Origin of the sequence: Sphingobacterium alkalisoli, assembly GCF_005049105.1 — a bacterium.
Taxonomy (GTDB): Bacteria; Bacteroidota; Bacteroidia; order Sphingobacteriales; family Sphingobacteriaceae; genus Sphingobacterium; species Sphingobacterium alkalisoli.
This window is the reverse complement of the sequence record NZ_SUKA01000001.1, coordinates 1,344,194-1,367,921: the sequence shown is the minus strand read 5'-3', so window position 1 is coordinate 1,367,921 and position 23,728 is coordinate 1,344,194. Positions and strand designations below refer to the sequence as shown.

Below are 23,728 nucleotides of genomic sequence, written 5' to 3'. Positions count from 1 at the left end.
TTAGTTCAATCCACAATCCAGGTATCCTTACTTCCGCCACCTTGTGAAGAGTTGACGACAATGGATCCATCCTTCAACGCAACTCTGGTCAGCCCACCCGGGACAATTTTAATTCCATCTGGACCATAAAGGGCAAAAGGCCGAAGATCCACACGACGAGGCTGTAGCTTTCCATCAATATAACAAGGAGCCGCAGATAATTTGATGATCGGTTGTGAAATAAATTGTCTCGGATTTTTCTCCATTTCGAAAATATACTCCGCTATCTCCTGATCCGACGCGTTATTTCCGATCAACATGCCATAACCACCACTTTCGTTGGTCTTCTTCACAACCATATTCCGAATATTCTGCACCGTGTATTTACGTTGGTCTTCATTTTCCATTCGATAAGTAGGCACAGATTTTAAAATGGGTTCTTCATTTAGGTAGTATCGAATCATCTCGGGTACATAGGTATAGATTGCTTTATCATCGGCCACACCATTACCCATGGCATTGACGATATTCACCGTACCTTTCCGATATGCATGATAAAGGCCCGGCACACCCAATAGACTATCCGAACGGAAGACCAATGGATCGATAAAGTCATCATCTACCCGTCGGTATATCACATCCACTTTTTTCAGTCCTTTGGTTGTTCGCATATAAACAATATGATTCTGGACCACGAGGTCACGACCTTCGACCAGCTCAATTCCCATCAATCTAGCCAGCGTGGTATGTTCAAAATAGGCAGAATTGAATATACCTGGAGTCAACAGCACAACCGTAGGTCTTGTACTTAGATGAGCTCCTAAGCTAACTAGGTTTTTTACTAAAATATCAGGATAATGTGCTACTTGACGCACTTTATTTTCAGGCAGAATATTGGGGAAGATGCGGTAACTCATCTTTCGGTTTTCCAGCATGTAACTCACACCTGATGGTGTCCGAAGATTGTCCTCCAACACATAATACGTCCCGTCGTAATCCCTAATGAGGTCTATACCACTTATATGCGTATAAATATCAAATGGCACATTGACATTCACCATCTCACGCAGGTAATTGGGACAGGAAAAGATCAAACTGGAGGGAACGATACCATCTTTCAGAATGAATTGCTGATGATAGATATCCTTTAGAAAAATATTAAGTGCTTTGAGTCTTTGGCGGATTCCCGATTCAATATATTCCCACTCAGCAGCCTCAATAATTCGTGGGATCATATCAAAAGGGAATATCTTTTCAATCCCTTCTCCATCAGAATACACGGTAAATGTAATACCCTGCGTCATAAAGAGCTTTTTAGCCATTTCATTACGCAATTCCATGGAGTTAACATCTAATTCTCCGAAAGAGGAAACAAATTTCTTATAATGCTGACGGATTACACCATTCATCATCTCATCATAAACACCGTCTATCGGATTATACTTATCAATTAAATGGTCAATCATAACAATTATCTTAAATTATTCTAAAATTAAGCATTAATTGTTAACAAATCAATATAATAATTATAATTTTATTACATTTTTAATAAAAACACATACTATTTACTACAAAAAATCATCTTTTTCTGCAAAATAATTAAAAAAAAAGATCACAAATAAACTATATAAGAAGAAAAATATAACAGATTTATAATATCAGGAAAACAAAGCCGCATCAGAAGACTTAATTCGAAATTTTGTCATGAAATTATCGGAGAATTTAGAAACTTTACGATCAATATAGATTTTGATTCGCAGAACACTCCGTGGTTTAGATCCCTCCAAGGGTGAGATGACAGCAATGATATTTTAAATGGTCATGCTGAACGGAGTGAAGGATCTAAAGCCATTGATTTACTCCAGCATTTAGATCCTTCATCACGGTTTGGGAAGACACTTGTTATGCAATCTGCTTTTTAGGATTTGATAAAATTACCACCTTTTAATCCCTTTACTTCTATGACCCCTGCTCCGAGCATAAAAGTCAGATCAGCGGAAACAGAATACTGTGTAACCACACCTTTTCCATCAAGAATACCCGGGGCCCATTTACCATATTTTTGGATAATCTCTACAAGGTTCTTTCCTACACCTGGATACGGTTCTTCCAGAATTTTAAAATTTGAAGGCGTGCCATCTTTAGCGATTTCAAAATATACATCTACTTTTCCACCTTCCTTTTTTGAAATCATTTCTTTAGGATAAATTAACCATTCGCTGATACTTTTTCGAAAAGCTACCATTCCACCTTTTGGCTCAGGCAATACCTCTACCCGGGTATGATTCGGAATAATCTTACCACTTCGATCAAATTTAAATCCTACCGCTGTTCGGGAATCAACCGGTTGTCCGTCTTTGAGTGCCGGCTTCCACTTGCTTTTAGAGATGATACGTACCGCTTCATTAAAAAAACTTTGTTCAAGCTCATCTGCCCGGGATGAGAATTGATCCGGTTTACCTTCCTTGTTGACTACAAAACGCACAAGCATGTATGGGTCTATATCTGCTGAGGTAATCGCTCTAGGCAGTTGATATTCCTGCGCAAACCATTCCATAAATTTTGCTCTTCCCAGCGCAGGCTCAGCCAGCACATCCGGTTTAACATCCTCCTGAGCGGATCCCATATGCGTTAAATCCAATCTGATCGGAAGCGTAAAAGCTACACGAACTTTACGGCCATTTTGGATACCTGGACTCCATTTTTCAACATTTTTTAGCATTTCAACAGCAGCTTCCCCTGTACCATGTCCAATATCCTTTTTTATCTCGAAGGTCGTTAATGAACCATCCCTCTCTACAATAAATGAAATTTGTACTGTACCTTTTACACCGGCATCTATAGCCGCGTGCGGATACTTATAATTATCTGCTATCCATTTACGAAAAGTAGTGAATCCACCTGGAGGCTCAGGTACCACTTCAACCGCTGTAAATATTTCATTTCCTACCGTATCTTCCTGGGCTATCACCTGGGAAACGAATTGTTGTGTAGCTGCTGTTTCCTCTTGGGATTCCGTTACCGCTTCCACAAGACTTATCGGTTCTGCGAACACTCCAGATGGTTGATCGTCAGCACTAGATGACAAAGGTATCGCCACATCTGCCACCTTATTTTCAAATTCGGCTACGATATTTTTGGCTTTCGAGGTGTTGAAAATCAACGTAGATCCTACTACTACCAATACAAGAGGTAGCACAGATAGATACAGGTATTTGTGCTTTGTTTGTGATTTATTCTTAAATAACATCATGATTCTTTTCTTTAAAAATGAATGGTTGGAAAACTCATTTGTCAGATGCAGCTGATCTACATTCATCGCATGAGCTACTAATAGTTCGGCATAAGCCACCTTATCCTCCGAACAGATTTCATCTGCAATACACTCGTGTTGGAACTTTAATTCCTTGTGATAGAAATATAAAACAGGGTTGAACCAGTTGAACAATCTCACCAACTCGACCAATATAATATCATAGGTATGCCCCTGTTTCACGTGAACTAGCTCATGTGAAAGAATTGTTTCGTTATCCGTTAAGTGCCTTCCCAAGAAAATCTTGTTAAAGAATGAAAAGCTCAGCCAATCGTGTTCGCTTTCCATAATCAAGCGGAGTCGGTACAGTCGATACAGCAGCGACAATCCGAATACGAGAACACCGACACCATACAGGGGAGTAAGAAAATCAATTAAGTAATACTGACTTTCCTGCGTTCCGAATGCAATGATATCGACATCCATCATCGTATGCAGGTCAATGGTTGGAAGCGCTTGTTCCAACACGCTATTCGACGAGATATCCACAAATAAACCTACAGGTATAAGCAACGAAATAATCAATGCCCCCAGCAAATAATACCTATTCCACTGAAAAAAAGTAAGTTTTTTAAAAAATAAGCTATATAAGGTATAGCATACTATCAATGAGACATTGACTAAAATTAAATATACCATAATATTAAAGTTTATAAAGGCGGTCAACCTATTTATGCTTTTTTAGGATTGCAAGGATATCATCCAATTCTTTGACATCCAACTTATTGTCTTCTAAGAAAAAAGACAACATACGCTTGGGTGAATTATCAAAATAATTGTTCAGCAGTTTATCCGTTATCAATTTTTTATATTCCTCTTTGTGTATTTTCGGGACATAACGATGGCTTTTCCCGAATGCTTGATGTTCTACAAAACCCTTGGTTTCTAGAATACGTACAATAGTAGATACCGTATTATAAGCTGGCTTGGGTTCCGGTAAACGTTCGATGACCTCCTTAACGAAGCCTCCTCCCATTTCCCAAAGCTCGTGCATGATCTGCTCTTCGGCTTTTGTTAGTTCTTTAATTTCGTGCATAACTCTGTTTATTACATGTTAGACAATATTGCCTATAATCGATTACATAAACGAAGTTAAAACTAAAAACTTAGTTTCACAACTATTTCTTTAGTTTATTTTCAAAAAAAACATAAACAACTAAATATCAACACTATAAATACAATACACATCTGTTTGTTTACCATTATATTTCCCAAGAAGATCTATTACTAAAAAACTACCAACGCTATTTTCGATAAAAAAAACGACCGAAGTCGTTTAAAAATCTATAGGAAAAGTTTAAAGATTTAACGCATCGATCACGAAGTAAGACGGCCTTTTCCAAAACCCATCAACGGATCCGTGACACTTGGTTTTCCGATTTCCACATGACCCGCAAATTGGTATACCTCATTTTCTCGGTCGTCCGATTTAACAGCGACATCATACCAACCATTACTACGTGTCAAATTCAGTTCAATCACAGAAAGTGCGCTCTTCTGATCAGTCAATACCCCGTATCCATAAGACAAATCGGTCACTGTCCATTTCCCTGCATAACCTGTTAAATCAATTCGTATCCCCTCTGAACCAATATTTTGTGTTACTAAACCGCATCCTGTTATCGCATTGATACAATTTCCTGTAAAAGATCGATAGAATCCGTTTGGTCCGTAGATAGCGATATCATACTGGCCCGTTTTGAATGCAGACAGCTTCCATCGGTAAATCAAAGGTTCTTTCGGACCCACCGTAAAATTCCAGATTCCCGCAACATTATTTTCATCTTCATATGGATTAGCTGCTGAAGCTATAAACGGCACACCTACTATTTTGTTCGATGGCAGCTTTCCATTGACGGAAAATTTAATAACGAGTTCTTGCTGCTCCACGTCTACAAAAGCATTAACATCAACATCATAGGGCAGCGGACAAGCGGGCTTTGTTCCTTTTTCCTGCTTCGGAATAATTGGACTATCCCATCCGCCAACCAATCCGCCTTTAAGATCTTCTTTACTAATAAGTTGATAGTTTCCTGGCAAATCTTTGTCTCCTGCTGAAAAAATACGTTTCACATAATCATTACGATCTATAGACTGTAAATTGATCTTATCGGATGCCTTAACAGGTCTAAACACAGATGTCAGATCGCCACACACCAATCGTCGCCATGCGCTGATATTCGACTCCACCACTTGCTTGCCAAACTTCTTCTCAATGAAATGTTCTAAGAACTGCAAAGTAGAGGTATGGTCAAATACTTCTGAATTGACCCAGCCCCCTTTCGTCCATGGGGAAGCGATAACCATTGGTACGCGAAACCCCAAACCAATAGGGCTGTCTAGGGTAGTTTCAGGATTTCCTGTACGAATCTTTTCCTGTTCGGCTGTAACATATTCCTCTTCTGTCTTTATTTCTCGAGGAACGGCACCGCTATGCGGTCTTGCAGAATGCGGAGGCACAAAAGGAGAAACGTGATCAAAATATCCATCGTTTTCATCATAAGTCAGCACGAATATGGTTTTCTTCCATATTTCAGGATTAGCGGTCAAAATATCTAAGGCCTCCGATACATACCAAGCCCCATACCATGGTGAGCCCGGATGATCCGAAAAACGGCAGGGTGCCACCAGCCAAGAAACGGTTGGCAACTTGTCTTCTTTAACATCCTGTCGAAATTGATAAAAGACATCTCCTTTGGGTACACTGACGGATTTCTCCCCTCCGGCATCGGAATAGTCTATGTTTTCAAGCTGATGATAATAGGGATCTTCATGATTGGTAACAAAAGCCTTACGGTGTATATTTTTTGTAAACGGGTCGAGGGTTTCAAAACTCTCGTTATTAAATCGTACGATGTCTTCCTGCAGGTGTTTCAATCGCAGCTCCAATTTTTCCCGTTGACCACCATCCGGTGCAGACCCTTCGCTTAATCGTTTTCGGATCTGATCTGCCTCGCGTTGCATATAGCGATGATGAGCCGCATGGTAACGTACCTGGTAACGCCCGTAGAACTCCAAGTTGTTGTCTGTAAAATTTGCTAACCAATCTTCTTCCTCGCTGTTTAAACCTACGGGAAGGCTGAGTTCATTCTGATACACCTTCCATTCTATTCCTGCGTGTTCAAGCCGTTCGGGATAGGTAGTCCAACCTACGTCCTTATAGTTTATTTGGCCATTGTCTACATGCGCCACAGAGTCGGGATCATGTGGCTGCTCGCGTATCGCCCCGGCCCAGAAATACGACCGGTTGGCACTTGTGCCCGTTAGGGAAGAACAAAAATGTTGATCACATACGGTAAATGCATCAGCAAACGCATAGTAAAAGGGAAGGTCTCGCCTATCGTAATATCCCATCGTAAGGGGCATGTGTTGGTAGTTAGGATTCCCGGCCTTCTTCGCTTCAAGCCATGTGTCCATCTTCCCATCGTGACGCGCGGCGACCATATCCTTCCAACCGTGGGGTAGTGATCCCATCCAAGTCGCCTTGGTATTCTCGATATCCAAATGAAAGGGGGCATAACTATCTCCTTGGGCATTGGTCTGTATCCAAACAGGGAGGCCGTTATGCATCTTCATAGCTCTGGGATCATTAAACCCTCTAACACCACGAAGTGTGCCGTAACAATGGTCAAAAGAACGGTTTTCCTGCATCAGGAAAACAATATGCTCGGCATCTAAATACGTACTGCCTTCAGGTGCATCAATTGCCAACGCCTGTTGTATGGATGTAGGTAGCATCTGGAATGCAGCCGTAGCCCCCGCTAATAAAGATGCCTTTTTTAGAAATGTTCTTCTACTTTCTATCATATTGTGAAAATATTGATCCCAATAAAATGGTCGTTGTGTTTAATCCAAGCGCCATTTTCTATCTTTCTTCTTGTTAGCCTGCCTTTTTTTACGATCCAGACGTTCTAAAACTTTAGCTTTGGAGATCTTGGTCGGTATACGTTTTTTTATAGGCCTGAGTGCATTATTTACCAAATTCACTAACTTCTCTACGACGAGTTCTTTATTTTCCAATTGGCTCCTGCTCTCGGACGAATCCACAGCAAGCATACCCAATGCATTAATCCGGTGGGCCAATCGTTGTTCTACAATGGCTTTTTCAACCTCAGAAAGTAATTGGGATCCCTCCACATGCCATATCGCAGTGACCCTGGACTCGACCTTGTTTACGTTCTGTCCACCAGGTCCGCTCGATCGGGAAGTTCTATAAGTCAGTTCTGCCACCAACTCGTCCTTATGTATCATGGTACAAAATTATGAAAACTTTTTAGGCGCGATGCGCTTCAACACCAAAAACTTGCTTATACTTCTCACGCCAAAGGTTTTACAGCTAAATCCAATGGCAATTATCGGGCAACTAAACTTAAGGTATTTTATACTAAAGAACAGCCGCTTTCCAGAAAACCCGGATAGATTTGGTATCTACCTTTTTTCTTGCTATGAATAGGTTGTAATTATCCTGTACCTGTAACCAGAATTCAGGTGTTGTATTACTGAAACCTGTAGCCAGCTTTATAGCCATTTCCGGCGTAACGGACTGTTTTCCATTGATGATAGCCGATAATGTTTTACGAGTAGTACCTAAACCCTTTGCGACTTCTTCCACACTTAGTTTATTGCCGGTTTCTTCAATGATACCATCAATGGTTTCCCTGATTAATTCTCCGGGATGAGCTGGACTGAACATTGCCATAATTTTCTTATTAATGATAATCAATATAATCTATTTCCTGAACTTGCTCATTTTCAATTTTGAAAATGATCCTGTAATTCTTGTCAACTTTTACCGACCAAAAGTTTTTGAGGTTCCCTTTCAACTGATGAAGACCGTAGCCCGGAACATTTAGTTCTTCTGGGGTTTTGACAGCGTCTAAACGGGTTAAGATCAGCCTAATTTTGCTTACATGCTGCGATTGAAGTTTTGAAGCATCTCCCTTTTCGTAAAAGAGCTTAAGCCCTTTGTGTCTGAAGCTAACAATCATTTACAAATGTAACATGAAACGTATCAGGTTGCAAATATCCGACCAAATAAATTAATATTTATGAGCGGACTTTCTATTTTCCCCTTTTTTGTTCCCAACATCCCACTATCATTTATAAATGAAAACAACCGAAAACCTGCTTTATCGTCCTCGCAAAAAGGTTTGTTTTTGGGCCATTTCCCTGGGGATACCAAGAAGTCGTTGGCTCAAAAACAAACCTTGTTATCACAAAATTTAGATCATTTTTTTGATAAAAACTTATTTTAAACTATCATTAATAGGGTTTTTTAGCTAAATAAAATAGCAATCACCAAAAAACGCAACGCTAGGTGTTTTGTAAAAACAGCTAGGCATCCTGTTCCAAACGCTAGGTGTTTTATGACAGACGCTAGGTATTCCGTCAGGATCGGTAGCTATTTCATCAAAAACGTCAGGTATTCTCTTCCAAACGCTAGGTGTTTTATTAGAGTCGGTAGCTAAAAAAACTAAACAGCCAGGTGGTGAAACAAAACAGCTAGGTAAGCAATCAGAACAGCTAGGTATGCGATGATAATTCCTACATAAAAAGAAAGAATAGCCACCTTCTCGAATCAAATCAGTAGGCTGTTAACCTATTTTCCTTTAAGTTTCTGAACCTGTTCTTCCAGAAAAAGCACTTGTTTATCGAGTGATTGAATAGTTTTCTCCTGTGTGGAGATTACCAGCTGAAGAGCATCGATCAACGTATGCTCGATCTCATTTATTACCACGGGTTCCTGATAGGAATCCGTTTTATCCCTAGCCACTGTGCTCCCCTGCCGCAACATTTCACCATTACCTGTAACCAACCATTCGGGACTGATATCTGGATACTTAGATAAAATAGTGACTACCGTATCGGAATTTAATCCACTATTCTTCTGAACACCCTTAAAATTCGCATAGGAAAGGCCTAGATCCTTGAAAAAATCTGTTTTACTGATTTCGTTGTGCTTAGCAATAAGCAATACGCGCTCTTTAATATTAGACATTTTTTTATCTAAAAAATTGTAAAAGATATTTTAATGTCTTATATTTGATTTGTAAAGTATATAAAACTATCCAAAACACCTTTTAATAAACTGTAAACAATGAAAAATACACAAAAGAAATCAAAAGCGAAACATTTCCGGTATTTAAGTAAGGAGCATATAAAAAATCCGGACAGTTTCCTTAGCGAAATCGTACACCAATGGGGCCTCAATTGGTCCAGTAATTTCAATTACCTAATCAATAGTTCGCTATACCCTCCCATGCGTATCGCACTGGATTATAATTACGGTTTCATTTTCATGCATATGAAACAGATGATTGAAATTGCATTTGTTATAACAGAGAAGTGCCAGATAGCCCCGACCTCGAAGGATAAGTTATTCCAGCATTTGGGCAAAGAGACTTTCGAAGCTGAAATAGAAGATCAAATCATCCTCCCTACAAAGCTGCTAAGTGATTTTTGCGGATACAAATCATTGAAGGATTGGTACGAAGTGGCTGACAACTTACTATTGGCAAGAGACAATACCGATACTGAGGAGGCCATACTCGATTTCAACGTGGAATATATCGCTATCCGGGATCTTTTGGTAAAACTACCCCAAGCATTACTACATATCCACAACAAAGGAGGCATACAACATTATATATCCAAATAAATGGCGGCTAAAATAAAAACAAGCAATAAAAAAATAGAGCAACACAGTTCATAGTAAAAATTATAACCATGAAAAAACTAGAACAAACTGACTTGGACAATATCATCTTCCGACTCACAAGTATCTACCTGATTGATCAGATTTTCCTTTGGACGTTTAAATGGGAAAATCAAGCGAGGTATATGCTTCAGATCCTGATGTGCAAAGGCGGTGGGCAAACATTTACCGATGCAAATATCTACATGGGCACAGTGGTCAAAGAATATGACAATATAGATTACGTAGTCTGCTACCCACATGAGATACAAAAAAAGATTAAGCAGGGGCTGGGGAGAGCCATACTAATCTGTCAACCTGAAAATCTTGTCTACGAACACCCCAAGGCACATGAAAAAATCAAGATCCCAGATGTGGATATCGATAGTCTTGTAGAGAAAAACGAGCAGTATCTCCAAAAGGAGATAAAAAAGATATCCGCCTGTTTGGAGGGATATAGTTTTTATCTGGATAACACAAATTTTCAGCATGCAGCTTTTATGCTACATCAGGTTGTAGAGTTGGCTTATCGGGCAGCAGAACATCTTTTAGTGGGCGATGAGAGAAAGACCCATTGCCTCAAGACTCATCAGAATTATGTGAACAAATTCAGTTTCGAATTGGGCAACCTGTTCCGAACGCCCGAACGCAAGGCGATTATCGACAAACTGGACAATGCTTACTCCTCCGTTAGATACGACCAAGACTTTAAAATAAAAAAGAAACAGCTTGAAACTGCCCATCTCCTGGCTGAAACGATGACGGATTGGCTCACCGATTATAGTGCTTTTCTTCTTCAGGAAATCAAGGAAAAGCTCAGCCCCAAACATCAACTATTCATCAACCCAATAAACAAAACAGAAATGAAAACAATCATCAACACCGACCATCGAGATTTAATCCTTAATGCGATTGAGACCTACTGTACGCCCTCTGTCGTAGCTTGTTTCGGACATCGCCAACAGTCTGATCAATACATTAACCTAATTGACGATCAACAAGATCATCAAGTGATACACCACTACTACCTGTTTACAGTTTATTCAGAAAATCAAATTAAAACACCACTACAGAACTTACAAAACGCGGTTGAGCAACTCCTGCCCGAATATATACGCATCACCGTTCTAGTCTTTGAGCACGAACACTTTCAAAAGCAGTGTGATAAATCAAACACCTTTCATACGACTCTACTACAACAGAGCGACCTTTGGCATGAAGATCAACAACATAATATCACATTGCCTGATAATCTACAAATAGCATCTATAAACGTAAACCAGCAGAAAATTTTGTGGATGAAAACACACCGAAATGCTGAACACCTCTATCACGCTCATACCGAAGATATGTATTTTGGATCCGAAGAGGTTGCTTGTTACGGCCTAGCACTCGCTCTTGAACAAGCCTGCCTCGGCCTAATGAGGGTCTTTTGGCAGTTTCAGCCACAGAGCACTAATTTGAACTATTTAATGCGACTCTGTAACTTGATCTGCCCCAAAGCCACATCCGTATTCGTACTGGATCACCCCGGCCAATATGCTATTTTCAAACTCTTAGTCGACGCCCAACAGCAGTTCCGACACGCTCCCAATTACCGCACACAGGGACAGCATTTAGAGGCTTTGGCACAACGGGTAAAGCAGTTTATTGAGGTTGCCCACAGAGCAGTAGAGATACACTTCGCCGAAGAAACCAATAACATAGAACATTCCGAAAGTAAGCAACAGCCAGAGACAACGGAAATACTTTGCGCTTGATAAGCTCAGTAATTAATGACTAAAGAAAACAAAGAAGAAATGTTATCTATCGAGCCAGCTTTCTAGAATTTTCGCCATCATCGCATTGCAACGAGCTATATTTGCTTCACGCGCTGTTATTTCTGCTACCTTCTGGATATAAGGTGCGTCGGTCAATTCCGAAGCACCATTTTCCAACATGTCGCTTAGCGTATCCCGGGTTACTTCCAAATGAAATTGCAAACCGATCAAGTTATCTCCGTAAGAGAATGCCTGATTGTTATTTGCCGCAGAGGAAAGCAGGTCAAGACCGCCCTCAGGAATTTCAAACTGGTCGCCATGCCAATGAAAAACCGTTGGTTGATCCTTAAACAGATCATAAAACCAAGAAAGCTGTTTGCTTTCTTCGGCTGGTTTCACAGGGAACCAACCGATTTCCCTATGGGATGCTCCGTAGACTTTAGCTCCAAGATTATCCGCTAACAATTGCGCGCCTAAACAGATTCCCAATACTTTCTTTCCTGATTCAATGCAATCCGCAATAAATTGCTTTTCCTCAAGCAACCAAGGGTGCGGAACCGTATCGTATACCCCCATTGGTCCGCCCATAATGATCAATGCATCTATATTCTCAACGGCGGGTAAGTTGTAGTCTGCTTCATAAAAACGAGTTGACGAAATGGAAGATTTATTTTCTATCAACCAATCTTCTATGTAACCTAGCCCTTCAAAAGGTACATGTTGTAAGTAGTGTACGTTCATCTATTGTGTTTTATCTTCAACCAAACTTAGCTAAAGTTACCGCAATATACAATACGATTAACATCGATATGTGAATACGGTGCGCATAAAATTTTGCACAATTATGGCAATTTATTTAGCATACAGTTGCGTAAATAATCCTTTATTTGTACCAAAATTATAATCTATAGGAATCAGACCTATAATTTTATAAAGAAATACAAATAACAACATATTAAAAGATGAAAATAGGCATAGTTTGCTATCCAACTTTTGGTGGTAGCGGTGTAGTCGCTACGGAATTAGGAAAGGCGCTGGCTTCCAACGGACACCAGATACACTTCATCACATATAGCCAACCGGCACGATTGGATTTCTTTTCCGAAAATTTATATTATCACGAGGTAGCTGTTTCGCAGTACCCTTTGTTCGACTTCCCTCCCTACGAATCTGCTTTAGCAAGCAAGTTGGTGGATGTGGTGCGTTTTGAGAAATTGGACATCTTACATGTGCATTATGCTATTCCTCACGCTTCTGCGGCCTACCTGGCGAAACAAATTTTAAAAACTTACGGTATCGACATCCCTGTGGTAACTACCCTACACGGTACTGATATCACCCTAGTAGGCAGAGACAAAAGCTTTAAACCAGTTGTTACCTTCTCGATCAATGAGTCTGATGGTGTAACTACGGTTTCCGAAAGCCTTCGGGAAGAAACCTTGTCATTTTTTGACATCACCAGGCCAATCCAAGTCATACCTAATTTCATCGATCTTAACCGCTTTTACAACAAAAAAAGAGAGCACTTTAAGAAGGCTATTGCGCCAGATGACGAACGCATACTTGTGCACACGTCAAATTTTCGACAAGTTAAAAATACCGACGACGTTATCCGCATATTCCATCAAGTAAACCAAAAGATACCTAGCAAGTTACTCATGGTAGGCGATGGACCTGAACGTAGCAACGCCGAAGAACTTTCTCGACAGCTAGGTATTTCAGGCAGCGTACGTTTTCTTGGGAAACAGGACGCTATCGAGGAGATTCTGTCCGTTTCCGATTTGTTCTTGATTCCTTCCGGTTCCGAGAGCTTCGGGCTTGCCGCTCTGGAGGCTATGGCATGCAGTGTTCCCGTCATTTCTTCCAATGCAGGGGGGTTACCTGAACTGAATGTACAAGGTGTAACGGGCTTTTTAAGCGATGTTCAAAACGTAGATGAAATGGCAAAAAATGCAATTCACATTCTTGAAAACTGCGAACGACTGTCAGAATTTAAGACGGCAGCATTTAACCGCGCCAAAGATTTTGAGATTAGTAAAATCCTTCCGCATTATGAAAATTACTACCAACAAACGATAGATAGCGTAAAAAACAGCAACAAATAACGGGCTACTATCTCAAGGGATAAAAAAAAATCATATCTTTGACTTTTGGAAAGATTCCAAAAAAGAACACACATGAAATATAAACGTATCCTACTCAAACTTAGCGGTGAAGCCCTTATGGGGGAACAAAGCTATGGTATTGACATCAACAGAGTCGCACAATACGCAGGCGATATTAAAGAAATTCACGATCAAGGACTGGAGATAGCCATCGTAATTGGTGGAGGTAATATCTATCGCGGTTTAAGTGCTGAAAAATCGGGTATGGATCGTGTACAAGCAGACTATATGGGAATGCTTGCAACGGTTATCAACAGCATGGCTCTTCAAGATGCATTAGAAAAAGTTGGATTAAAAACACGTTTATTAACGGCCATCAAGATGGAACAAATCTGTGAACCTTTCATTCGCCGCAGAGCTGTTCGACACCTAGAAAAAGGTAGAGTGGTAATATTTGGAGCCGGTACCGGTAATCCTTATTTCACAACAGATACCGCAGCCTCACTACGTGCCATCGAGATCAATGCCGATGCAGTGTTAAAAGGAACACGGGTAGATGGCATTTACACAGCCGACCCTGAAAAAGACCCAACCGCCAAACGCTTTGACACAATCTCGTTTACCGAAGTGTATGAAAAGGGGCTCAGCGTAATGGATATGACAGCATTCACCCTGTGCCAAGAAAACAATCTTCCGATTATTGTTTTTGACATGAATAAACCAGGTAATTTGAAAAAACTAGCCTCTGGTGAACATATTGGAACTATAGTTAGCTAACGAATAAATACTCAAAGATATGAACGAACTGATATCACTCGAATTGGACGACTGCAAAGAAAGCATGCTTAAGGCAGTAGCCCATACCGAATCAGAACTTACAAAAATCCGCGCAGGAAAAGCTACACCGTCAATGTTGGACGGGATTAGTGTAGACTATTACGGTTCACCTACCCCTCTTTCTCAAGTAGCCAATATCAACACCACTGATGCGCGTACATTGGTAATCCAACCCTGGGAGAAGACCATCATGGGTACTATAGAAAAAGCCATCATTGACTCCAATATTGGCCTCAACCCTCAAAATGATGGTGTGGTCATACGTTTGGTGATACCTCCATTGACGGAAGAAAGAAGACGCGATCTCGTAAAAAAAGCAAAAGAAGAAGCTGAGAAAGGCAGAATAGCCGTGCGTAACATACGTAAAGACGCCAACGAATCCATCAAAAAATTAAAAAATGACGGCGCTTCAGAAGACGAGATTAAATTAGGAGAAGGCGAAGTTCAAAAATTGACCGACTTCTACATTGTAAAAGTGGATCAACTAGCTGAATTAAAAGAAAAAGATATCATGACGGTCTAGGTCGATACCTTTCCGTATAGCTATAAAAAAAGGATTCTTTAGAGAATCCTTTTTTTATAGCATTTTTTTTCTAAATTTAATCTTTGTAGATCAACCTTCCTATTCTCTACCATAGGAAGTACAGTAGTTGCAAGCAGATTATACACATATGAACAAATCGAGAAGAGATTTTATAAAAAAAACGGGAATAGGGCTGACTTCGGCCTTGATAAGTACCCAGCTGCTATCTGCGTGCACGGATAAGCACAAAATCGGAGATTCTCCTTTCCACAACATAGGATTACAATTGTTTACACTGCGGGATCTAATCGACGAAGACCCCAAACTTGTGTTGAAAACCGTAGCGAAGATAGGCTACAAACATGTCGAGACCTACGGCGTAGACGTGGCTTCAAATAGCTTTTGGGGCTTGCCAGTTACCGATTTAAAAAAGGTATTGGAAGATAACGATCTTAAATCATATAGTGGACACTACGATTTATCGAAATACCTAGATAAAAAACACAACGACAAGGAAAGTATCGAAAAATATATTGAAATCGCACACGAGCTCGGACAAAAGTATATTATCGCCCCCGTAACTCCGATGGAAGACCTAAATAATCTTTCTGTATCTGATTACCAATATGCAGCAGAGCAATTAAATAAAGCTGGAGAGATGTCCAAAAAGGCGGGCATCAAAATGGGGTATCACAATCACTTTTGGGAATTCAGAAATTTTGCCAACGGTACAAAAGGTCTGGACATCCTAATTGCGTTTACAGAACCTGAGTTAGTCGACTTCGAACTGGATATATTCTGGATTGAAAAAGCTGGCATCAGTGCGCAAAGTTATTTTCAGAAATACCCAGGTCGTTTTCCTTTATGGCACGTGAAGGATATGAACAAAAACTATGCACATGAAGTTGTTGGTGAAGGCTTTGATAAGTTACCGCTTGACAGTTTGATGAAAGCAAATGTACGCTACACCGAAGTGGGAACTGGAGCGATAGACTATCCGAATATAGTACGGAGTGCAGATCAATCGGGATTACAATTCGCATTCGTAGAACAAGATGATATTTATATCCCAAACAAATTTGAAAGCGTCAAGAAAAGTTACGAATACGTACAAAAATATTTAACGAAATAGAAGAGGAGCGTTAAGCTCCTCTTCTATTTTTATTTAAAATTTCATTTGTTCGACCTCTAATGCCGTTTTTTCAACAGCTTCCTTTAAGTCTCGTTTGAAAGCCAACACATTTCTGGAAATTTCCTCATTATTAGTCCCAATAATCTGAGCGGCTAAAATTCCTGCGTTCTTTGCCGCATTAAGTGCGACCGTAGCAACAGGGATGCCATTTGGCATCTGAAGTATCGACAGAACCGAGTCCCAACCATCTATGGAATTGGAAGACTTAACAGGTACACCAATTACAGGCAAGTGGGTAATTGATGCTACCATGCCAGGTAAATGTGCAGCTCCGCCTGCTCCTGCAATGATTACTTTCAAACCTCTGTCGGCAGCTTGTTCAGCGTAATCAAACATCCGCTGAGGTGTACGGTGTGCCGAAACAATCGTCACCTCAAACCCTACTCCAAGTTGCTTCAACACGCTTACAGCATCCTGCATGATAGGAAGATCGGACTTACTTCCCATGATAATTCCTACTTGTATATTTGCGTCCATCTTATGCAATTACTTTTAATATTTCCTGAACCTTGCGTGCATTGGCTACAGCCATTTCACGATCATCATTTACAATACAGACGTGCCCCATTTTACGGAATGGTTTGGTATATTTTTTACCATACAGGTGCACATATACACCATCCATGGCCAGCACTTCTTCTACGCCTTCATATACAGCCAAGCCATCATGTTTATCTTCGCCCAACAAATTGATCATGACTGCATTCGTACGTGCAGCAGTATTACCTAATGGCAGATTGAAAATAGCTCGAAGATGTTGCGCAAACTGAGACGTAAAATTCCCTTCTATAGTCTGGTGTCCCGAATTATGAGGGCGTGGAGCTAATTCATTTACCAGGATCTCTCCAGTTTTCGTCAAGAACATTTCTACCGCTAACAAACCAACAATCTGTAGGTCATTAGCTAATTTTTCTGCAATATTTTCAGCCTGCTGTTGTATTTCAAAGCTATAAGTCGATGGCGAAATTAAAAATTCCACTAGATTAGCCTGTGGATTAAACTCCATTTCTACCATGGGAAATGTACTGACGTCTCCTCTATCGTTACGCGCTACGATAACTGCAATCTCCTTCTCAAAATCCACGATTTCCTCAATAATGGAAGGTTCCTCAAAAGCACTGCTTATATCCTCGGCCGATAGTATTTTCTTTACCCCCTTTCCATCATATCCGTCTTTTCTTAATTTTTGGATAAAGGGAAATTGAAATTGGGTGTTACCTAACGCCTCTTTATTTGAAATCAACTGAAAGGGTGCGGTCGGAATATTATTTTGTTTAAAAAATTGCTTCTGCATCCCTTTATCCTGAATCAGCCGAATGACACGAGATTGTGGATAAACGAGCACCCCCTCTTCCTCCAATTTCTCTAACGCATCTACGTTTACTTTTTCAATTTCGATAGTGATCATATCCAATCCCTTTCCGAATTTGTAAACAGTTTCATAATCACTCAGTGATCCGCATTCAAATTGATTACATAATTTACGACATGGAGCATTCTTATCTGGATCCAGTACATGTACATTCACATTGTAATTAATAGCCTCTTGGATCAACATACGCCCCAACTGCCCTCCTCCAAGAATACCTAATTGCAACTCTCCATAAAAATCTTTTGCCATACTATTTTATCTTAAACTTTTTCCTCGAAATACTTTTCGTGAAGAATATGTTCTGTTTCTATTTTCTTTTGTAATTCTAAAAATGCACCAATTAGTGCTTCCGGTCTAGGTGGACAGCCCTGCACATAGATATCTACTGGTATAATTCGATCTACTCCCTTTACGACATGATAACCATGCTGCCAGTAAGGGCCTCCACAATTCGAACAAGACCCCATAGAAATCACATAACGTGGTTCGGGCATCTGTTCGTACAATCGCCTTATGCGATCAGCCATCTTAAAAGTAACCGTCCCCGCAATAATCATGACATCAGCCTGCCGCGGCGAGGGCCGCGGGAAAACACCTAATCTATCCAGGTCATAGGTAGCGGCCATGGCTCCCATCATTTCTATCGCACAACAGGCAATACCAAAACTCACAGGCCACATCGACGAAAGTCTGGCCCAGTTTAATAAGTCGTCGAGTTTAGCAACGACGACACCATTATTCTGTTCTTGCTGTGCACCCATAGCTTACGTTTTTTTAAATCGTGGTTTAAAACCTACTGAAGTTTTTGGAGTTTCGGCAGCCATTCTTTCTGCCGGTGGCTCTGTTTGAGCCACTATCTTATAGTCTTTAATTTCATATTCCCGTGCGTTCAATGTATCGTATACTGAAAGAGGGATTTTTACATCTGTCGTCGGCTTTTGATGAATAGGCTTAATCCAATTCAAATCACCTCGGCGCCATACATATACTAAGCCCATGACCAAAACACCTAAGAAAATAGCCATTTCAATTAATGTAAACCAACCCCATCTTGAATCTGCCGCTATCAGATCGCGGTTACCAAATACAGTAGCCCAGGGAAAGACAAATATCAATTCGACATCAAACAGCAAGAATATAAGCGCTATAACATAAAAACGTGGATTAAATTGTACCCAGGAAGTCCCTACTGTTTCTTCACCACACTCGTAAGTACTTTGCTTAATGGGATTAGGATTTTTAGGAGATATGAATTTTGCCAATCCAATCGTGGCACACACCAATATGACTCCTATTATTCCCATGAGGAGAATAGAACCATATTCAGATAACTGCCCGGGATGATCGTCCATACGATGCAAAAATAATAAAAAACAATTTAAATCATCTTATATTTCATTGGAATATATTTGTCGCCAATGGTAATGCCCCCTCCTTCTGTAAACAGGTAGCAACGAAAAAAAGCCAGACATAAACGTCTAGCTCTTTAAAATTTATATTATATCTCTAGTTTTTTAGAACGGTTTACCAGGCGTCTTCGGCATATTACGCATCATCTTGGCAGCCATCGCTGGATTTGACATCTGCTTCATGACCTTACGCATATCCATAAACTGTTTCAGTAACTTATTCACTTCGTCGATATTCGTACCAGATCCTTTTGCAATACGACTTCTTCTTTTCTGATCTATCGCATCTGGATTTTCTCGTTCAAAAGGTGTCATCGAGTCTATTATAGCTTCGATCGGCTTGAATGCATCATCCTCTATTTCAACATCCTTTAATGCCTTTCCAGCTCCCGGAATCATTCCAATAAGATCTTTCATATTACCCATTTTCTTGATTTGTTGAATCTGGGATCTAAAGTCATTAAAATCAAATTTATTTTTACGGATTTTCTTTTGAAGTGCAGCCGCCTCTTTCTCATCAAACTGCTGTTGAGCACGCTCCACCAACGACACCACGTCACCCATCCCTAAAATACGGGAAGCCATACGATCCGGATGAAAAACGTCCAATGCCTCCATTTTCTCACCCGTACCAATAAACTTGATCGGCTTATTGACAACGGATTTTATCGATAAGGCTGCTCCACCGCGTGTATCACCATCTAATTTAGTTAATACCACACCCGTAAAGTCAAGACGATCGTTAAACGTTTTTGCCGTATTTACCGCATCCTGACCTGTCATCGAATCGACAACAAATAAGATCTCATGCGGTTGAGTGACTTCTTTTACCGCTGTAATCTCATTCATTAACGCTTCATCAATTGCCAAACGACCCGCTGTATCTATGATGATTACATTGTTACCGTTCCGCTTACCTTCTTCAACTCCAGCTTTAGCGATGGCAATAGGATCAGTAGATTCACGATCAGCATAAACAGGAACACCGACTTGCTTACCCAACACTTCCAGCTGATCGATAGCTGCAGGACGATACACGTCACCGGCTACTAATAATGGCTTTTTACCCTTTTGTTCTTTTAGAAAATTAGCTAACTTACCTGTAAAGGTCGTTTTACCAGCACCATTCAGACCTGCAATTAAAATAACGGTTGGATTTGCGGAAAGGTTCAATTCTGTAACCGTACCCCCCATTAACCCGGTCAACTCGTCATTCATAATCTTGGTCAACAATTGACCTGGCGAAATACTCGTCAATACATTATCACCTAACGCTTTCTGCTTCACATCATCTGTGAATGTCTTAGCCGTCTTGTAATTCACGTCGGCATCCAACAACGCTTTACGGATTTCTTTCATCGTCTCCGCGACGTTGATTTCGGTAATACTTCCCTGCCCTTTTAATACTTTAAAGGCCCTATCTAGTTTATCCTGAAGATTTGAAAACATAATCTATTGAAGTTCTTAATACTAAAACGCAAAGTTACAAAATTGCCATGAAAGCAATGTATTATGGCAATAAAAAAGCGGCTATATAAATCTATAACCGCTTAATAATTTCAAAAGCTTATTAGTCTCTACGACCTAGCAACATACTAGCATAATAGAGTAAGGTTACCAAGGCAGATAAAGCAGCAACCACATATGTCATTGCAGCCCACTTTAGGGCGTCTTTTGCACCGTCATGCTCGACAGAACTATGGGTAATATTGGCCGTATTCAACCATGCCAACGCGCGATTGGAGGCGTCAAACTCCACAGGTAGAGTAATGAAACTAAAAACGGTAGTAATAGCTAATGCCACCACTCCTATCTGTAATAACAATAGGATATTTGAAAAAATCGCTAACATTACACCGATCATAAGTGTAAAAGAAACAATTTTTGAGGCTACATTTACCATCGGTACCATCGCCGAACGAAATTGCAACCAACTGTAAGCCTTAGCATGTTGGACGGCGTGACCACATTCGTGAGCAGATACTGCTGCGGCAGCGACACTACGACCATGATATACTTCAGGGCTCAGGTTTACCGTTCTATCCGCGGGATTATAATGGTCTGTAAGCTGTCCTTCCACAGAAATTACCTTTACATCATATATTCCATTATCGTTTAGCATCTTTTTTGCGATATCCGCTCCAGACATTCCCGAAGCCAGCGGCATTTCCGAATATTTCTTAAACTTATTCTTAAATCTCGATTGGACAATCATACTTACGATTCCAATACCAATTAATAAAATCCAAATTCCCATATTTTTAATATTTTAATTTTCAGACAGCTATTTCATATAGATTATCAAATCGCATTCCACTTAAATATAACTGTTAAAATAGCTGGTTAAAAATATTGATTTACTTTTACGCTGACAAATAATCGACTATAAATGGTCAATTTGTGACAATATGACTGACTGAAAAGAACACGCACTAAATGCCATATCTCCGATTAAAATATTATATTGCAAACAATCCGCTTCAGGTAAAGTATTATTGACTAAAAACCAGTACAGGTATAAAATGCCATTTAGCTTATTTAGTAAGCCGAATGATTAAAGATATTATTCGATATGACAGCTTTACATCTAAAAATGAAAGACAAGTTTATAAAACACTAATCTGGCATGAAAAATAAACTTGAACATAGACTTCTTTGGGAACGCATGAGAAATGGGGATGAAGAAGCTTTCTTTGATCTTTACAAATCGTTGTATTATGAACTGGTCAATTTTGGGATTCGGACCAGTGCTGACGCGGAGCTCTCCGGGGAAGCTACCGATCAAGTTTTCGTGGCAATATGGGAAAAACGGAGCAAACTCGAACGTGTGGAAAATGTACAGGCATACCTCATTACATTCTTGAAAAGAAAACTTCTTCGATTACTACAAAAACAGCATAAAATCAACAAGGCCCTTCAAAATGTAAAAGCCGAAGATGATTGGGCAGAAATGTCCTATGAAGAATTTATCATCAAGGTACAAACTAATGAATGGGTCCAACATCGGCTGAAAGAAGCTTTGGAAAAACTTACCTTTCGGCAAAAACAGCTCATTCATCTAAAATTTTTCGAAGGATTGACCTATGAGCAGATTGCAGCCAAAACTCAACAAAGTATAAAGACAGCATACAATACCATTTACGATGCGTTGAAAATCTTACGACAGGAACTCAAAGATGTGTAATTTTTTCTAATTGACTATCAATTACTTACGATATTTTTCAATATTTCATCTAGGAAAAACAAACAGGTAAGGGCACTATAAGTGTAAAGACCAAGAGAAATAATGATAAACACTAGATATGAAAACGTTGAAGATTTTCTGATAGACAATACCTTCCAACAGTATTGCTCTGGCGAAAACAAGCAATGTGTTCTATATTGGAATAACTACCTGTTAAATCATCCGGAACAAACGGAAACCATTATGCAGGCTAAAAGGCTTTTCCATATTCTTGTTGGTAACAAAAAACCGCTGCATACACAGGTCGAGAAACTGAAAACAGAGATTGAAGCATCTTCTTTATCTTCACCAATTAAGAAATTCAGACTTCCTATTTGGGTTAAAACCGTAGCAGCGCTCACGGTAATGACCGTGGGAATATACTGGACTATGCAGCGATGGAAACCCGAGCCGACGACAATCGATCATTCGGCGATTACCTATACCACGGCCAATGGAGAAAAGAAAGTCTTGCAGCTTACCGACGGAAGCAAAATCATCCTCAATGCTGGCAGCCGCCTTTCCTTGGAAGAAGGATTCAACAAAAGCGAAAGGCATGTGCATTTAACTGGAGAAGCATTTTTTGATGTGTGCGAGGATAAAAACAAGCCTTTTATTGTACACACACAGGACTTTGATATACGTGTATTAGGCACTTCCTTTAATGTAAAAGCCTATCCCGAGGAATCTACATCAGAAGCCATCCTGATTGAAGGGTTGATTGAAATGCACAGTAAACGGGGCAGTGAAAACTCGATGATCATCAAACCAAACCAGAAAGTAATCGTATATAAGGCAATAGAAACTCCGGATAAAACGGCGTCAATACGAAAAATCAAAAAATCTCCATTAAAAGAAATAGCCATTCAAGAGGTCGCTGCCGAAGACGAACAAATGTTGCTGGCCGATGTAGCATGGAAAGAGAATCGTCTGGAAATTGTAGACCAAGATTTTGCTTCGCTAAAGAAAGTCCTAGAACGCTGGTACAATGTAGAAATCGAATTAAACGGACAGCAGTTGGAAGATATTAGATTTACAGCGACATTTAACAAAGAGGGCATTGAGCAGGTTCTGGATGCCCTGAAGAAAGTACAACCCTTTAACTATAAAATATATGGAAAAAAAATAACGATTTATGAGTAAAAAAGGATGGTGAGCCAACACCACCCTTCTAAAAAATGATTAACAAACCGGCAGACCTAATTAGCTAAAAAACGTGCTGCCAAGTTTTACACTTTAACCAAAGTACCAAAGTATGATTAAAAATTGCTTATTGCAAGTGCGTAAGGTATATTTTATGCACTTTAGATTCATTATCTGG

Annotated in this window: 23 protein-coding genes; 8 read left to right on the top strand and 15 right to left on the bottom strand. The window is 40.0% G+C overall.

Annotated elements, in window-relative coordinates:
- Nucleotides 1-5: 5 nt before the first annotated feature.
- From FAZ19_RS05115 to FAZ19_RS05080, 8 genes are all read right to left on the bottom strand, one after another.
- Nucleotides 6-1,445, bottom strand: a complete 1,440-nt coding sequence (locus FAZ19_RS05115) for a circularly permuted type 2 ATP-grasp protein (protein ID WP_136819578.1) — start codon at nucleotides 1,443-1,445, stop codon at nucleotides 6-8.
- Between the two features lie 452 nt (nucleotides 1,446-1,897).
- Entirely contained in the window at nucleotides 1,898-3,931 is a 2,034-nt protein-coding gene (locus FAZ19_RS05110; RefSeq protein ID WP_136819576.1) for a TonB family protein, read from the bottom strand.
- 28 nt (nucleotides 3,932-3,959) lie between these two features.
- A complete protein-coding gene (locus FAZ19_RS05105) occupies nucleotides 3,960-4,328 on the bottom strand; it encodes a BlaI/MecI/CopY family transcriptional regulator (RefSeq protein ID WP_136819573.1) in 369 nt (122 codons plus the stop codon).
- Nucleotides 4,329-4,609: 281 nt separating this feature from the next.
- Complete coding sequence (locus tag FAZ19_RS05100; protein WP_136819572.1) at nucleotides 4,610-7,099, bottom strand: phosphocholine-specific phospholipase C; 2,490 nt, start codon at nucleotides 7,097-7,099, stop codon at nucleotides 4,610-4,612.
- A gap of 39 nt (nucleotides 7,100-7,138) precedes the next feature.
- Nucleotides 7,139-7,543 (bottom strand): alternative ribosome rescue aminoacyl-tRNA hydrolase ArfB, encoded by a 405-nt coding sequence (gene arfB / locus FAZ19_RS05095; RefSeq protein WP_136819569.1) that lies wholly within the window; start codon nucleotides 7,541-7,543, stop codon nucleotides 7,139-7,141.
- 133 nt (nucleotides 7,544-7,676) lie between these two features.
- Nucleotides 7,677-7,991 (bottom strand): HigA family addiction module antitoxin, encoded by a 315-nt coding sequence (locus FAZ19_RS05090; RefSeq protein ID WP_136819567.1) that lies wholly within the window; start codon nucleotides 7,989-7,991, stop codon nucleotides 7,677-7,679.
- A 10-nt stretch (nucleotides 7,992-8,001) separates the two neighbouring features.
- A complete protein-coding gene (locus FAZ19_RS05085) occupies nucleotides 8,002-8,280 on the bottom strand; it encodes a type II toxin-antitoxin system RelE/ParE family toxin (RefSeq protein WP_136819565.1) in 279 nt (92 codons plus the stop codon).
- 611 nt (nucleotides 8,281-8,891) lie between these two features.
- On the bottom strand, nucleotides 8,892-9,290 hold the full coding sequence (locus FAZ19_RS05080) for a hypothetical protein (protein ID WP_136819563.1): 399 nt from the start codon (nucleotides 9,288-9,290) through the stop codon (nucleotides 8,892-8,894).
- 99 nt (nucleotides 9,291-9,389) lie between these two features.
- Here FAZ19_RS05080 and FAZ19_RS05075 point away from each other — a divergent pair, with 99 nt between their 5' ends.
- Nucleotides 9,390-9,950 carry a protein kinase family protein gene (locus FAZ19_RS05075; protein WP_136819561.1) on the top strand — a complete coding sequence of 187 codons (561 nt, stop codon included), beginning with the start codon at nucleotides 9,390-9,392 and terminating at the stop codon, nucleotides 9,948-9,950.
- Nucleotides 9,951-10,018: 68 nt separating this feature from the next.
- Nucleotides 10,019-11,746: a HEPN domain-containing protein gene (locus FAZ19_RS05070; protein ID WP_136819558.1), complete on the top strand. Its 1,728-nt coding sequence runs from the start codon at nucleotides 10,019-10,021 to the stop codon at nucleotides 11,744-11,746.
- Nucleotides 11,747-11,788: 42 nt separating this feature from the next.
- Here FAZ19_RS05070 and FAZ19_RS05065 read toward each other — a convergent pair whose 3' ends face one another.
- Complete coding sequence (locus FAZ19_RS05065) at nucleotides 11,789-12,487, bottom strand: type 1 glutamine amidotransferase (protein ID WP_136819556.1); 699 nt, start codon at nucleotides 12,485-12,487, stop codon at nucleotides 11,789-11,791.
- Between the two features lie 221 nt (nucleotides 12,488-12,708).
- On the opposite strand from FAZ19_RS05065, the gene bshA reads away from it, so the two are divergent.
- The 4 genes from bshA to FAZ19_RS05045 all read left to right on the top strand — a co-directional run bounded on the left by bshA (nucleotide 12,709) and on the right by FAZ19_RS05045 (nucleotide 16,343).
- Nucleotides 12,709-13,851, top strand: a complete 1,143-nt coding sequence (bshA, locus tag FAZ19_RS05060; RefSeq protein WP_136819553.1) for an N-acetyl-alpha-D-glucosaminyl L-malate synthase BshA — start codon at nucleotides 12,709-12,711, stop codon at nucleotides 13,849-13,851.
- Nucleotides 13,852-13,923: 72 nt separating this feature from the next.
- The gene (gene pyrH / locus FAZ19_RS05055; protein WP_136819551.1) at nucleotides 13,924-14,628 is read left to right on the top strand and encodes a UMP kinase; all 705 of its coding nucleotides are present in this window, start codon (nucleotides 13,924-13,926) and stop codon (nucleotides 14,626-14,628) included.
- A 19-nt stretch (nucleotides 14,629-14,647) separates the two neighbouring features.
- Complete coding sequence (frr, locus tag FAZ19_RS05050) at nucleotides 14,648-15,211, top strand: ribosome recycling factor (RefSeq protein ID WP_136819548.1); 564 nt, start codon at nucleotides 14,648-14,650, stop codon at nucleotides 15,209-15,211.
- A gap of 148 nt (nucleotides 15,212-15,359) precedes the next feature.
- Nucleotides 15,360-16,343, top strand: a complete 984-nt coding sequence (locus FAZ19_RS05045; RefSeq protein ID WP_136819546.1) for a sugar phosphate isomerase/epimerase family protein — start codon at nucleotides 15,360-15,362, stop codon at nucleotides 16,341-16,343.
- A 33-nt stretch (nucleotides 16,344-16,376) separates the two neighbouring features.
- On the opposite strand, the gene purE is transcribed toward FAZ19_RS05045, so the two are convergent.
- From purE to FAZ19_RS05015, 6 genes are all read right to left on the bottom strand, one after another.
- Nucleotides 16,377-16,880, bottom strand: coding sequence for a 5-(carboxyamino)imidazole ribonucleotide mutase (purE, locus tag FAZ19_RS05040; RefSeq protein ID WP_136819544.1), 504 nt, complete (start codon nucleotides 16,878-16,880; stop codon nucleotides 16,377-16,379).
- A gap of 1 nt (nucleotide 16,881) precedes the next feature.
- Nucleotides 16,882-18,024 (bottom strand): 5-(carboxyamino)imidazole ribonucleotide synthase, encoded by a 1,143-nt coding sequence (locus FAZ19_RS05035; protein ID WP_136819541.1) that lies wholly within the window; start codon nucleotides 18,022-18,024, stop codon nucleotides 16,882-16,884.
- An 11-nt stretch (nucleotides 18,025-18,035) separates the two neighbouring features.
- Nucleotides 18,036-18,536 (bottom strand): NADH-quinone oxidoreductase subunit B, encoded by a 501-nt coding sequence (locus FAZ19_RS05030; RefSeq protein WP_136819539.1) that lies wholly within the window; start codon nucleotides 18,534-18,536, stop codon nucleotides 18,036-18,038.
- Between the two features lie 3 nt (nucleotides 18,537-18,539).
- Nucleotides 18,540-19,127 (bottom strand): NADH-quinone oxidoreductase subunit A, encoded by a 588-nt coding sequence (locus tag FAZ19_RS05025; protein ID WP_136819536.1) that lies wholly within the window; start codon nucleotides 19,125-19,127, stop codon nucleotides 18,540-18,542.
- Nucleotides 19,128-19,289: 162 nt separating this feature from the next.
- Nucleotides 19,290-20,633, bottom strand: coding sequence for a signal recognition particle protein (gene ffh / locus FAZ19_RS05020; protein WP_136819534.1), 1,344 nt, complete (start codon nucleotides 20,631-20,633; stop codon nucleotides 19,290-19,292).
- Nucleotides 20,634-20,754: 121 nt separating this feature from the next.
- Nucleotides 20,755-21,441, bottom strand: a complete 687-nt coding sequence (locus tag FAZ19_RS05015) for a zinc metallopeptidase (protein WP_136819532.1) — start codon at nucleotides 21,439-21,441, stop codon at nucleotides 20,755-20,757.
- A gap of 369 nt (nucleotides 21,442-21,810) precedes the next feature.
- On the opposite strand from FAZ19_RS05015, the gene FAZ19_RS05010 reads away from it, so the two are divergent.
- Both FAZ19_RS05010 and FAZ19_RS05005 read left to right on the top strand, forming a co-directional pair.
- Complete coding sequence (locus FAZ19_RS05010) at nucleotides 21,811-22,368, top strand: RNA polymerase sigma factor (protein WP_136819530.1); 558 nt, start codon at nucleotides 21,811-21,813, stop codon at nucleotides 22,366-22,368.
- Between the two features lie 102 nt (nucleotides 22,369-22,470).
- Nucleotides 22,471-23,550, top strand: a complete 1,080-nt coding sequence (locus FAZ19_RS05005) for a FecR family protein (RefSeq protein ID WP_136819527.1) — start codon at nucleotides 22,471-22,473, stop codon at nucleotides 23,548-23,550.
- Nucleotides 23,551-23,728 lie beyond the last annotated feature (178 nt).